The sequence below is a fragment of the Glaciecola sp. KUL10 genome, assembly GCF_003203515.1.
In the GTDB taxonomy this organism is placed as follows: domain Bacteria; phylum Pseudomonadota; class Gammaproteobacteria; order Enterobacterales; family Alteromonadaceae; genus Glaciecola.
Window position 1 is genome coordinate 1 of record NZ_BGNG01000009.1, and the last position, 14104, is coordinate 14104.

General features: G+C 41.8%; 7 protein-coding genes. 5 read left to right on the top strand and 2 right to left on the bottom strand.

The genetic code is table 11. The annotated features are described in order from the left end of the window. The first annotated feature begins 200 nt into the window (after positions 1 to 200). Together acs and KUL10_RS14230 are read left to right on the top strand one after the other, a co-directional pair. Complete coding sequence (acs, locus tag KUL10_RS14225; RefSeq protein ID WP_110429615.1) at positions 201 to 2144, top strand: acetate--CoA ligase; 1944 nt, start codon at positions 201 to 203, stop codon at positions 2142 to 2144. Positions 2145 to 2237: 93 nt separating this feature from the next. Then, complete coding sequence (locus KUL10_RS14230; protein WP_110429616.1) at positions 2238 to 2891, top strand: response regulator transcription factor; 654 nt, start codon at positions 2238 to 2240, stop codon at positions 2889 to 2891. 115 nt (positions 2892 to 3006) lie between these two features. On the opposite strand, the gene KUL10_RS14235 is transcribed toward KUL10_RS14230, so the two are convergent. Continuing rightward, a complete protein-coding gene (locus tag KUL10_RS14235) occupies positions 3007 to 5943 on the bottom strand; it encodes a methyl-accepting chemotaxis protein (RefSeq protein ID WP_146216787.1) in 2937 nt (978 codons plus the stop codon). A gap of 272 nt (positions 5944 to 6215) precedes the next feature. Here KUL10_RS14235 and KUL10_RS14240 point away from each other — a divergent pair, with 272 nt between their 5' ends. After that, positions 6216 to 8336 carry a TonB-dependent siderophore receptor gene (locus KUL10_RS14240; protein WP_110429618.1) on the top strand — a complete coding sequence of 707 codons (2121 nt, stop codon included), beginning with the start codon at positions 6216 to 6218 and terminating at the stop codon, positions 8334 to 8336. Positions 8337 to 8383: 47 nt separating this feature from the next. On the opposite strand, the gene KUL10_RS14245 is transcribed toward KUL10_RS14240, so the two are convergent. Continuing rightward, positions 8384 to 11827, bottom strand: a complete 3444-nt coding sequence (locus tag KUL10_RS14245) for a PAS domain-containing hybrid sensor histidine kinase/response regulator (protein WP_110429619.1) — start codon at positions 11825 to 11827, stop codon at positions 8384 to 8386. A 275-nt stretch (positions 11828 to 12102) separates the two neighbouring features. Between KUL10_RS14245 and KUL10_RS14250 the strand changes: the two genes are divergently transcribed. Both KUL10_RS14250 and KUL10_RS14255 read left to right on the top strand, forming a co-directional pair. After that, a complete protein-coding gene (locus tag KUL10_RS14250) occupies positions 12103 to 12369 on the top strand; it encodes a DUF4212 domain-containing protein (protein ID WP_110429620.1) in 267 nt (88 codons plus the stop codon). A gap of 4 nt (positions 12370 to 12373) precedes the next feature. Next, the gene (locus KUL10_RS14255) at positions 12374 to 14080 is read left to right on the top strand and encodes a sodium:solute symporter family protein (protein ID WP_110429621.1); all 1707 of its coding nucleotides are present in this window, start codon (positions 12374 to 12376) and stop codon (positions 14078 to 14080) included. The last annotated feature ends 24 nt before the right edge of the window (positions 14081 to 14104 follow it).

Genomic DNA, 14104 nt, shown 5'->3' on the forward strand with positions numbered 1-14104 from the left:
CAGTCCTTATAATCAAAAATCTGTTGCGGTTATTTTATTTATATTTCTCAAAAAGCCTTAAAAAACAACGTATCTATCAAAGTATTTCGCTTTGCTATAAGCGGTAATACCAAAGTCTCATTTTTGTTTTGCTGATAAGGTCTATTGTATTGGTAACAGTATTTTTACACATTTGATATTTTTCAACGGAGGCAACTATCATGTCAGCCAGTAAAGTTTATCCGGTACCAGAATCTTACAAAAAGAATGGTTTACTCTCTCAAGAGCAATACAATGAAATGTATGCCCAGTCTATCAGTGATCCTGAAGGCTTTTGGAAAGAGCATATGTCGTCGGTCGACTGGTACAAGCAGCCAAGTATAATCAAAAATACATCGTTTGATTCCAGTAATTTATCGATTAAGTGGTTTGAAGATGGCGAGTTGAATGTAAGTTACAATTGTATCGACCGCCATTTAGCAACTCGTGCAAAGAAAACGGCATTATTTTGGGAAGGTGATAATCCCGAACACTCTGAAAAAGTGACTTATCAAGAGTTACACTACGAAGTATGCAAAATTGCAAATGGCCTCAAAAAGTTAGGTGTTAAAAAAGGTGACCGCGTCGCGCTGTATATGCCAATGGTACCGCATGCCGCGTATGCTATGTTGGCTTGTGCCCGTATCGGTGCTATCCACTCGGTAATCTTCGGTGGTTTTTCTCCTAATGCAATTGCGGATCGTATCAATGATAGTGAAGCTAAGGTCATTATCACGTGTGATGAAGGTCGTCGTGCAGGGAAAGCTGTTCCACTCAAAGCAAACGTTGATCAGGCGCTTGCTAATGGAGCCTGCCCATCAATTGAAGCAGTCGTCGTACATCGATTAACCGGTGGTGATGTAGCGTTTAACGAGGTAGATGTGTGGTGGCATGAGCTTATAGATGATTGTTCTGCTCAATGTGAGCCCGAAGTGATGAATGCTGAAGATCCGCTTTTCATTCTTTACACATCTGGTTCGACAGGTCAACCGAAGGGGGTTGTGCACACCACAGGCGGATACTTGTTGTATACCTCAATGACATTCAAATACGCGTTTGACTATCGTGAAGAGGATATCTATTGGTGTTCGGCTGATGTAGGGTGGATAACTGGCCATAGCTACATGGTTTATGGACCTCTTAGCAATGGTGCTTCACAGGTATTCTTTGAAGGTGTCCCAACATACCCGGACGTTCGTCGAATTGCACAGATAGTCGAAAAATACAGTGTGAATTCGCTTTACACTGCACCTACCGCAATAAGAGCATTAATGGCCCACGGCGATAAACCTGTTGAGGGATGTGACCTGAGTTCTTTGCGTGTATTAGGTTCAGTAGGTGAGCCGATCAACCCAGAAGCGTGGGAGTGGTATTATCGTGTAATTGGACAAAGTAAGTGCCCGATTATCGATACATGGTGGCAAACTGAAACTGGCGGCATGATGATTTGTCCTTTGCCATCGGTTACTGATTTGAAACCAGGTTCTGCTTCACGTCCAATGTTTGGAATTCAACCTGCTTTGTTCGATGCTGATGGCGATGAACTACAAGGCGCAGTTGATGGAAATCTAGTAATAAAGGATAGCTGGCCTAGCCAAGCTCGCACTGTTTACGGAGACCATAAACGCTTCATCGAAACTTACTTTAGTGCATATGAAGGCGTTTATTTTACTGGTGATGGCGCACGACGCGATGAAGATGATTATTTTTGGATCACTGGTCGTGTTGATGATGTGCTGAATGTATCCGGCCATAGATTGGGAACCGCCGAGATAGAAAGTGCGTTGGTTGCTCACAATAATGTCGCTGAGGCTGCAGTGGTTGGTTTTCCTCATGACATAAAAGGGCAGGGCATATACGTTTATGTAACCCCAAATGAGGGAGTTGAAACAGACGAAGAACTCACTGCTGAAATTCGCAAATGGGTGCGTACTGAGTTAAGTCCGATTGCGACACCAGACATGATCCAGTGGACGAGAGGTTTACCTAAAACGCGTTCAGGTAAAATCATGCGTCGTATACTGCGTAAAATAGCCGCAAACGAACATGATCAGCTTGGCGATACCTCTACATTGGCAGACCCCTCTGTTGTTGACGTATTGATTGAAGAAAGACTCAATAAGTAACTGACTTAGCTAGTTGCTTGTCTCTTGCAGGCAACTAGTAGTTATTGCTAAACTACGTTAATAAATTGTTAAATGAGTAAGTAAGGAAGCTAAATGGTCACGTTGCTAATAGCCGACGATCATCCTTTGTATCGAGATGCACTAAAAGGTGCATTGAATATGGCGTTTGATGAATTAAAGATACTTGAATCAGGTGATCTCAACACGACTGTTCAAGTGTTGGAATCTCATGATATTGACTTGCTTTTACTTGACCTTCATATGCCTGGCAGCAGTGACTTATTTGGCTTGTTACACATACAAAAAACCTTTCCTGATATTCCAATTGCCGTGGTATCTGGTACGGAAGATGCGGCTTTGATATCTAAAATAGTCGGTTTAGGCGCTATGGGATTTATTCCTAAAACGGCTGGAGCACAAGATATAAACGACGCAGTGCATGCGATGTTAGAAGGTGAGGTTTGGGTGCCTGAGTCCGTTCGTCAACAAATCGAACAAGTCGATGAGACTTTTTCAGAACTTGCAGAGAACGTTGCTTCACTTACGCCCTCGCAATACAAGGTGCTTTGTTTCATGCGGGATGGATTATTGAATAAGCAAATTGGATATAATCTGGATATCGCAGAGGCGACTGTAAAAGCACACGTGACCGCAATCTTCCGTAAATTAGGCATTAATAATCGCACTCAAGCTGTCTTAATCGCTTCAGAGTTACAACTAGAGCCACCACCAACAGAAAAAGCTTAATGATAATGATTGTTATTTAGCTTTGGGTGTTCTATAGTTGTGACGTCGAGTATCTGAAAGGCATTTATTTGACAACTGTGTGTTTAATGCGAGCTCTTGCCTGGGCTCGCATTTTTTATTCCATTGTTGAAAAAAATGCCATTTGTTTAGTCATTCCCTCTGCTTGCTCACTCAATTGGTGGCTCGATTCAGTTGCATGTTCAACCATGGCTGTATTTTGTTGATTGACTTGCTGCAATGAATCAACAGCTTTTTGCACTTCGGTAATTCCAGCACTCTGCTGCTCGGTAGCTGTTGAAATATCAGAAACGATAAGGCTCACGTTTTCAACTTGTTTAATTATATCGGTAAGGGTTTTACCTGAGTCACTAACCAATTGAGAACCCACTTTTACCTTCGTGACACTATCGTCAATAAGCGTTTTTATTTGTTTTGCTGCATTTGCACTTCGGCCGGCTAGATTCCTGACTTCACTTGCAACGACAGCAAAGCCTTTACCTTGCTCACCAGCTCTCGCTGCCTCGACAGCTGCGTTGAGTGCAAGTAGATTAGTTTGAAATGCAATTGCGTCAATCACACTAATGATGTCAGCTATTTTTTCACTCGATTGGTTAATTTCCCCCATTGCTTCAATTGCCTCATTGACAATCGCTCCCCCTTTTTGTGCTTCGTCGCGCGCACTTACTGCGATTTCTTTGGCATGACTGGCGTTATCGGCAGTATGCTTAACTGCTGTTGTCATTTCGTCCATGCTAGCAGCTGTTCTTTCTAGTTCTGTCGCTTGCTTTTCTGTGCGTTGATTCAACTCAAAGTTACCGTTTGTAATTTCATCGGTACTAACCCTGACCGACTGAGCAGCCTGTTGAATTTCATTTACGACTTGAGTCAATTTTGAAATAGTGGTGTTGACATTGACTTTTAATGCGTTGAAATTTCCTGGAAATTGTTTTGAAATGTTGTTGTACAACTGACCTTCGGCAAGGCTCTGGAGCACTACCTGAGTTTCCTCGAAAATCAGTTGAACAGCGCTGACAGAAGAGTTAATGTTGGCTTTGATACTGCCTAGTTGTCCAGGTAAATCGCTAGTGACACGCGCATCTAATTCACCACTTGCAAGCTTATACATGACTGTTTCTATTTCGGTTAATGCAATATCTATTGCATCTGTCGCTTGGTCTGCTTGTTTTACAATTTCGCCATATTCGCCAGGTAAATCACTCGGTGGTTTAAACTTAAAATCACCTTTCTTCATACTGCCCATTAAGTTTTGAATCGTTTGCAGAGAGGTGGCTATCGCCGTGACAGACTCATTCACACCCTGTTTAAGTGTTTCTAAGTCACCTTGCAAGTTTTTATCAATGCTTTGGTTAACATCACCTAATGCTATGGCATTGACGACACTTGTTACTGCTTGGATAGCTTCTTGAATTGACTCTGCTGAACGGTTTACTCCGAGCTTTAGCTCAAGTAAGTCACCTCTTAAATCAGATTTGATACGTTGACTAAAATCACCGTTTGACATAGCTGAGACGACAGTATTAGTCTCGTTTATTGACACTTCAACTCTGTCCAACAGTGTATTGAAACTTGTTATTGAATCACCAATTTCGTCATTTTTTTGCACCTCTACACGATAACTAAAATCAGTATTGTCAGCTACCTTGGCCATCCCAAGTCTCATCGATTCAATTGGGTTTAAAATTTTGTTGCTCATTTTCATTGCTGTATAAACCAGGATTGCTATCGCCAAAACACACACCAATAGCATGATTAATTGAAGCCTTTGCACCGATGCATAGGCTTCACTGGTTTCTAATTCAGCAATTAACGCCCACTTTAAGTTACCAAACTTGATTGGTATGAAACCGGACAGCACATTTTCGCCCATGTAGTTTTGAGACTCAATCACGCCTGACTCGCCGTTAAATGCATTTGCGACAGATTCGGTTTCAATTTTCTTATTATCTCTAAACGAGCGATTAACAGTGTAATGAGTGGGGTATTTATGTGAATCCGAGCGCAATAACATATCTTGGCCCACAAGGTAGCTTTCCCCTGTTTCACCAAGGCCACTTCGTTCAGACATTACTGTTGTAATAGCGTCCAAAGGCATCTGAAAAATTAATGCTCCCATTCTCTCTCCATTTCTAAAAATTGGAGAAGCAATAAAGCTAGCAGGCGCTTCATAAGAAGGCGAATACTGGGCAAAATCAATCAGTGCATATTCTTGGGGGGATACGCTTAAAGAGGCCTTAAAGGCATCGGCCAAACCTGTATTTGAATAGGGTCCTGAATAAAGGTTTGTCGCAAAATCTAGTTCTTTGTACACAGAATAGATGACGTCACCATTATTATTAACCAAAAATATGTCGTAATAGGCAAAGCGATTTAGAAAGTCACTTAAGGTGGCGTGAACCAATTCATGTGCATCATCATAAGTACTGTCTAATGATGAGCGCTCCATACTATCTTTATTTCCCAGTGGCGCGGGGTTTTCATATATATAGGCATGCTGAAGAACCACTGCGCTTTCTGATAATCCACTTAGTAGTTGACGTGTGTCGATCGTCTCACCATTATTGGAGGCTTGATACTGTTTTAAAAACTCTTGAGTATAGTAATTAGATAAACGTTTTCGTTGCTCATTTACAGAAAAGCTGTCTTCGTTGGACGTGACTGCTTCTGACAATATGGAATCAAAACCTGCGCTCAAGATTTGCAGATTGATCGCTAAGTTTGGGTCATTAGAACTGGTGACGACTTGATCCGCGATTTGCTTGCCATATGCTTCTATTGCAACCAATTTGTTGGCTTTGAGTGAGTTAAGGTTTTGGTTGACTAATTTAGTTGCCATATTGCTGGTCAACATAATGGAAATTAAACTTGCAACGGTGAGTGGAATTAGACCAACCGCTAAAAACGTGTAAGCAATTTGCCTTTTTAATGTTTCTTTATCACCAACAACTCTATTTAAAACTGATTGTACATTGCGCCAACGGTCTAACATCTTAATGCCTTTTGTTTTTATCCAACAACTGCGAGTGTGTTCCACACATTCCTTTATCAAGTCATCGGCAGGCCAATACTAATTTTTAGCGCTTACCAGTTTATTTATGCAAAGCTTTGGAAACACTAACTTAATAAAAAATGATAATAGTTCTCATTAAGAGTTAGATCTCAATCAATATTCATGTATACTTTCGCCAAAATTTAAAAACACAATTATTTGGATGTGTTGCTAGTAATTGATTGGATTTTTATAAAACTAACCAATTCAATGAATAAAGACACGCCTAATTAAGCACATAAATTGGAGACACCACGTTGAAGTTTAAACTCACTAACATTGCAAGCGCATTGCTGCTAAGCCAATTAACCTTAAGTCAAACAGCTTTAGCAGAAGATGTAGATGATATTGAAAGAATTGTTGTTGAATCTAAATACCTTTCAATTAGTGAATCGAACTCAGTTAAATCACCTACGCCAATCATTGATGTTCCACAGAGTTTATCGATCTTCACTGCCGAGCAAATTACAGCTCGAGGAATAACAAGTATTGGTCAAATGATTGACTACACGCCTGGAGTAAATACCTCGCAAGGCGAAGGTCACCGAGACTCAGTTGTTTTTCGTGGTGTACGTTCAACAGCTGATTTTTACTTAGACGGCAACCGCGATGATGTGCAGTACTATCGCAGCTTATACAATGTAGAACAGGTTGAAATTCTTCGAGGACCTAATGCGCTTTTATTCGGTCGTGGCGGAACAGGCGGCGTCCTTAACCGTGTATCGAAAAAAGCTGAGCTAGGTCAACAGTATACTGGTTACCAAGCATCATTGAATTCTTTTGGCGGATTTAATACGCAAATTGACAGTAATTTTGAAACTGGCGACGATTCAGCTGTGCGCATTAATGCTATGTATGAGAGCTTAGAAAATCATCGTGATTTCTACGACGGTGACCGTTACGGTTTTAATCCAACAGTACGCTTTGAATTGAATGAAGATAGTATCCTAGATTTGTCTTACGAATACGCCAATCACGAACGCTTCATCGACCGCGGTATCGTGACAGGCGCCAATCAAAAGCCAGTAGAAGCATTTGAAGACATAGTATTTGGCGACCCAGAAAACAACTTCCATACATTAGAAGCCCATGTGTTTAGAGCAACCCTACAGCAAACCTTCGGTGAGCATTTAAAAGGTAACTTTAATGCTTTCTATGGTGACTATGACAAGGTTTATTCAAACTTTTATGCAAGTGACTTCGACCAAGCTAATAATGAAGTTGAGTTAGACGGATATATCGACAACACCCAACGAGACAGTTTGATTCTTTCTGGAAACCTAGTTGGAGATTTCAAGACAGGTGAATTTGGACATACTTTGATCTTTGGTGCGGAATATATCAAAACTAACTCAGACCAAGACCGCTTCAATCCTGAGTTTGATGGTATTGCAGACCAAGATACTCAGTGGTTCGCGATTGATCGTCCACTTAACTTTAGTGGTTTAACAGGTGTCAGTGGCGCGATCAACTCTACTGGAGCGGCGACAACAACTGCATTTAGCGACATAAATGATGATACACACGTAAACTTAAGTGTATTTTCTTTTTATATCCAAGACGAAATCGAAATCTCTGAGCATTTAGACATCGTCATCGGTGCGCGTTTTGATAGTTTCGATATTGAAGTGTTTAATGTTGTCGCGCAAGAAACAAGAAGCCGTAAAGATTCAGAAGTTTCGCCTCGCGCGGGTATTGTGTATAAACCACAAGAAAACATCTCGTTGTATGCAAGTTACAGCGAATCATTTTTACCAAGAAGTGGTGAGCAGTATGCAAACATAAATGGTAATAACAACCAGCTAGATCCTGATACTTTTACCAACCAAGAAATTGGTTTGAAGTGGGACTTTGCACAAGACTTAAGCTTTACTGCGGCTATCTTTGAAAACGAACAGAGTTCACCGCAAGTTGCAGATAGCGATCCTTCAACGCTTGATGTGATTGATTCTGAAATTTCAGGTTATGAATTCCAACTGAAAGGCTATGTCACCGAAGACTGGTCTGTTTCTGTAAACTACAGCAATCTTGATGGTGAAATTGTTGATCGAAATGGCCCAACAGGCAGAACACCAAGAGAGTTACCAGAAAATACTTTCTCTATTTGGAATGCTTATCAAGTCAACGACGTGTTAGCGATTGGTATTGGTGCTACGTATCAAGATGAAAGCTTTATCAATACGTCTAATAGCGCAATCTTGCCAAGTTACACGCGCTTTGATGCATCAGCTTCGTACGATGTTTCAGATTCACTTCGTGTTCAGCTTAATATCGAAAACTTAACTGACGAGCTTTACTTCCCTAATGCTCATTCCACTCATCAAGCAACAGTGGCCGCGCCGCTTAATGCAATGTTGAGTGTGATTGGCTCTTTTTAGTTTGATAAAATAAATACCCTGCTTGCGCACAAGCAGGGTATTTTTGTTTACTCCGCTTTTGTTTTGACCTTAGCGTTTCTAATATACTTCGTCATACTTTGAATCAGCGTTCTGAGCTTGGCAGGTTTCAGTGGTTTGTTCATAAAGTTCACACCATGCTCTCGACACTGTGCGACTAAATCATCATCGCGTTTAGCGGTGACAAGACAGGCCGGCAAAATGGTATTTGATTGTTGTCTGAGCGCTTCGATAATATCGAGACCGTTCGGCCCTTTACCTAATTGATAATCAACCAATAGAATCTGTGGATCGAAGTCTTTTGCAACTTCCAGTGCACTTTCATAATTTGTGGCAGTATCTACTTCCACCCCCCATTTAGTTAATAGTATATACATAGCATCCAAGTTTTCTTGCTGATCATCTACGCATAATACTTTTAGGCCGCTAAACACAGAATGGCTAGCATTGACTATAACTTTAGGAGCCTCTGGCGGATCTACTCGGTCGATCAACAAGGTAAACGTACTGCCTTTTCCCTCTTCAGAATCGACCTTAACGCTGCAATCCATTTGTGCGGTCAGTCTTTTAACGACGCCCAGCCCGAGACCGATTCCTTGTTCTGAGTTATTGTCTACGCGATAAAAATCACTGAATATAGCTGCTTGTTGTATCTTGGGTATACCGATGCCCGTATCCCTCACTTGAATACTGGCTTTTCCCTTTTGCTTGCGAACGGTGAGTAGGACTTTTCCTTTCTCGGTGTATTTCACTGCATTGGAAACGAAGTTTTGCAATACTCGGTATAAATAAGTTCTATCTGCACTTACCCAAACGTCTTGAATGTAGCTTCTAAAAATAAGCCCCTTTTCGCTAGCTTTCATGCTCATTTCATTAATGATAGGGGTGGCTAACTCTCTGACATTAACTGTTTCTATAAATGGCTTTAACTCACCTTGGTCAAGACGGGATATATCTAAAATCGTGCTGATTAGTGCTTCACTTGATACGACCGAATCATTGAGCTTCTTGATAATATTAGCTGTGTCGGGTGCGTGCTCGCTTTCTTGGAGTGCTGAGAGGTATAACTTAGCTGCGTTTAAAGGCTGCAACACATCATGACTTGCTAGTGCTAGAAAACGCGTCTTACTGGCGTTGGCGTCTTCGGCTTCTCGACGCGCTCTTATCAGTTCTTTTTCAGCCCCGTTGCGTTTTTCTATTTCTAGACGAAGTTCTGCGTTGATCGAGTGAACTTCTTCAGTTCTTTTTCGAATCCTCTGCTCTAAGTCAATATTTGATTCTTCAAGCGCTTGTTGAATCTCGACGTGACCAGTGATGTCGTGAAAACTTGTCACAAAGCCCCCGCCGGGCAGTGGATTGCCTATCATTTCTATTACTCTTCCGTCATCACGCTGACGGATAAACTTATGGGGTGTTCCCTCGCGAAGATGGAGTAAGCGCTTTTGCACTTCGTTTTCGACTTCACCAGGCCCGCAATCGCCTCGTAAGACGTTATACCTAATAAGTGCTTCTATCGGCGAGCCAATGGTCACTAGTTCATCTGGAAAATTAAACAAATCGATGTATTTTTTGTTCCAAGCGACTAGATTGAGGTTTTTATCTACGACACTAATACCTTGATCAATATTTTCAAGTGAGGTCATCAACGCACTCATATTAAATTGCATAGCTTGCGCTGTGTCGTCAAAGAAATTAACGACCTCTGTAATATCCAATTTTTTACCGCGCACTACACTGTCTAACAATGCTTTACTGCTAGAAGAGCCAACCACACCGCCCAGAGCCCTTTCGCAAAAAGCGATAAACTGCTCATCTACACTGTCTTGGTGATTTATGACCACGTTATTCTGTGCTCCATATTCATTGAATAACTGGTCGCACCGTTGTTCTCCTGTGAATTTAGAAATTAAAGTGTGTAAATCCCCGACAACCACAGGGACATTCAGTTTTTCGCGAATATCAGACTGCCCCACATTTGGTGAGACAAAAGCTTCTGCTTGAATTCGATCTATTAGTCTGGACTGCGACAACCAAGAAAAACCGACAAACGCCAAGGTATTTGCGAACAGACTTATCATTGCTCCTTGGCTAATTAAATCAGTTTGCTGTAAACCGTTTGCGCTGCCACCTAAAACTGGCAACATCAACCACATTGTCCATGTGATGAGTCCAGCAACCAATCCAGCATACACACCATGAGCGTGAGCCTTTTTCCAATATAGTCCACCAACAATAGAGGGTAGCAGGTGTATCACTAACGAAAATGCTATCAATCCAATAGATGCTAAGGAAGTTTGATGCGCCATTTGTTGCTGATACAAAAAAGCCAATCCTAAAATACCCAATATCACTAATCGACGCGTGGTTTTGATGCGTAGGATTTTGTTCATTTGGTCGGGGGCTTTGTCAGTAATTAAGCGAGGCAAAATTACATCGTTGGTGATCATGGTACTCAATGTCAGTGTTGCGACGATTATCATGGCGATAGCAGCCGACAAACCGCCAAAGAAAACAATGATTTGCAGTAAAAAAGAGTCTGATAGCTTAGCTAAAGCAAGCACATAACTGTCTGGTTGAGTAGGCGTACCTTGAAAAATACTGTTACCTGCAGCCGCGATAATAGGAATGGTCATTGCCATGACGATCAAATACAAGGGAAACACCCAACGTGCGGTTTTGACATGATCCAAGCTTAAGTTATCCACAACCGCAACGTGAAACTGTCGTGGTAAACAAATTACAGCGGCGGCAGCCATAAGGGTCTGTGCCCAAAATGAAAATGAAGTAAAAGTAGAAAACGAGTTTGCAGCACTGTATGCATTAAAAAAAGAACGCTCACTGGTGCCTTGCCAATAAGTAAATGCGACGAGGGCGACGAGAATTAATGCGAATAGTTTGATAATCGATTCAAACGAAATAGCCAGCATTAGGCCTCTTCGATACTCGGTAACATCAGTGCTGCGAGTGCCAAAATACATCGCAAAAAACGCAACAAACAAAGAAGCGACAACCACAATAATTTGATTGTTTTCATGTTCTGTAACCGTTTCAAAAATAGACCCAATCGCTTTAAGTTGAAGCGCGATATAAGGAATAGTTGCTAGCAATGCGATAATGGTAACGAGTAATGCAACTACTTGGCGCTTGCCGTAGCGGGCGCTAATAAAGTCAGCAATAGTACTTATATGTTGCTTTTTACTGACATAAATCAGTTTGTAGATAAACTTGTAAAACAGTAAATAGACAAGGGCGGGGCCAAGTAGAATTGGCAGATACATCCAAGTATCACGACTTGCCTGACCTACTGCGCCGAAGAAGGTCCAGGCTGTGCAGTAGATACCCAGTGCCAAAGAGTAAACAAGTGGATGTGACGTTATCCAGCGTGAGGTAGGAGAGTTACGGTCTCCCCACTTGGCAACCCAAAACAAAAAACCTAAATATAAAAGGGCTAAAGCTAGCCATCCAAATGACATTTATTATCCTAACAAACTGTTTACATTCAATACTCTACCACACTATCAAAAAGGGTCTAAGACTACATACTCCTTCGTCGTAAGACCATGGTCTCATTTCCGATGCTTCGTGCACGCACTAAGCTATGTTACATCATTGTTAATGGATGCTTTCTTAGTTGTTGCACGTTGTTAAATTTTCAAAGTGAAAACCGATACAAAAGCAATTAAGAAAGCCTCCATCGACTTAATGAAATGTTAATAACATCTAAAAACACCTAACTGAGGACAAAAAGATGGCATTTAAAAACGAAGGAGACCAGAAGGCTTACTGGAATGAAAATCTTTCACTCTTGTTCAAACTTCTAATTGTATGGTTTGTTGTGTCTTTCGGCGCAGGGATCCTATTTGTTGAGCAACTTAACCAAATCCAATTTTTTGGCTTTAAGTTAGGTTTTTGGTTTGCGCAGCAAGGCGCAATATATGTGTTCGTAGCATTGATATTCATCTATATGAAATTAATGAACGACATGGACAAAAAATACGGCGTAGAAGAGGAGTAAGACCATGGATGTTCAAACGTTAACTTTTATCATCGTAGGTGCTTCTTTCCTACTTTATATCGGCATCGCCATTTGGGCGCGCGCCGGAACAACAAACGACTTTTACGTTGCTGGCGGTGGAGTTCCACCTGTTATGAATGGTATGGCAACTGCCGCCGATTGGATGTCAGCTGCATCATTTATTTCAATGGCGGGTCTTATTTCATTCATGGGCTATGACGGTGCGGTTTACCTATTAGGGTGGACTGGCGGTTACGTGCTACTAGCATTGTGTCTTGCGCCGTACTTACGCAAGTTTGGAAAGTTTACGGTTCCTGACTTTATTGGCGACCGTTACTACTCGCAAACTGCGCGCACGGTAGCTGTACTATGTGCAATTTTCGTTTGTTTCACTTACGTTGCGGGTCAAATGCGTGGTGTAGGTGTTGTATTCTCTCGTTTCTTAGAAGTTGATATCGTAACAGGTGTTGTCATCGGTATGTTCATCGTTTTCTTCTACACCGTATTAGGTGGAATGAAAGGGATTACGTATACACAAGTTGCTCAGTACTGCGTATTGATTTTTGCTTACCTTGTACCTGCAGTATTTATTTCAATGATGGTAACGGGTCACATCTTGCCGCAAACAGGCTTTGGTGCGACGCTTGTTGATGGCTCTGGGGTGTATCTGCTTGAAAAACTCGATGGCTTGTCCACCGAACTCGGGTTTAATCAATATACTGATGGCTCTAAGAGTATGATCGACGTATTCTGTATTACCTTTGCACTTATGGTCGGTACGGCAGGTCTTCCACACGTAATCGTGCGCTTCTTCACGGTACCTAAAGTACGTGATGCACGTAAGTCTGCTGGCTATGCGTTAGCGTTTATCGCTATTCTTTATACCACTGCTCCTTCGCTAGCTGCATTTGCTCGTGTCAACATGATTGAAACAATCAATGGCCCACAAGCAACGGGTACTTCGTATGCTGAAGCGCCAAGCTGGATTAAGAACTGGGAAAAAACAGGTCTCATTACGCATACAGATAAGAACGGCGACGGTAAAATGTTCTACTCTGGTGACGAGCGTAACGAGATGAAAATCGACCGCGACATCATGGTTCTTGCTAACCCAGAAATCGCTAACCTTCCTGCATGGGTGATTGCATTGGTCGCTGCCGGTGGTGTCGCTGCTGCATTATCAACATCTGCGGGTCTGTTATTAGTTGTTTCAACTTCTATTTCGCATGACTTGTTGAAGAAAACGCTGACGCCTGATATTTCAGATAAGGCCGAGTTGATGAGTGCCCGAGTAGCTGCTGCAGTAGCAATTGCAATTGCAGGTTACTTCGGTATCAATCCGCCCGGGTTTGTGGGGCAGGTAGTAGCATTTGCATTCGGCCTAGCCGCATCAAGCTTCTTCCCTGCAATCATCATGGGTATCTTTAGCAAGCGTATGAACGATAAAGGTGCTGTTGCCGGTATGATTTCTGGTATCGTATTCACAGCAGCGTATATTGTTTACTTCAAGTTTGTTAATCCTGCGGCTAACGTACCGGCTAACTGGTTCTTAGGTATATCGCCTGAAGGTATCGGTACAATTGGTATGGTGGTTAACTTTGCAGTTGCTTTCGCAGTGTTTAAAATGACTGACGAAGCACCAAAAGAAATCCAAGACTTAGTTGAAAGCATTCGTTTCCCTAAAGGTTCAGGCGAAGCATCTGCTCACTAAAATGAAATGCTAATTCAACCAATA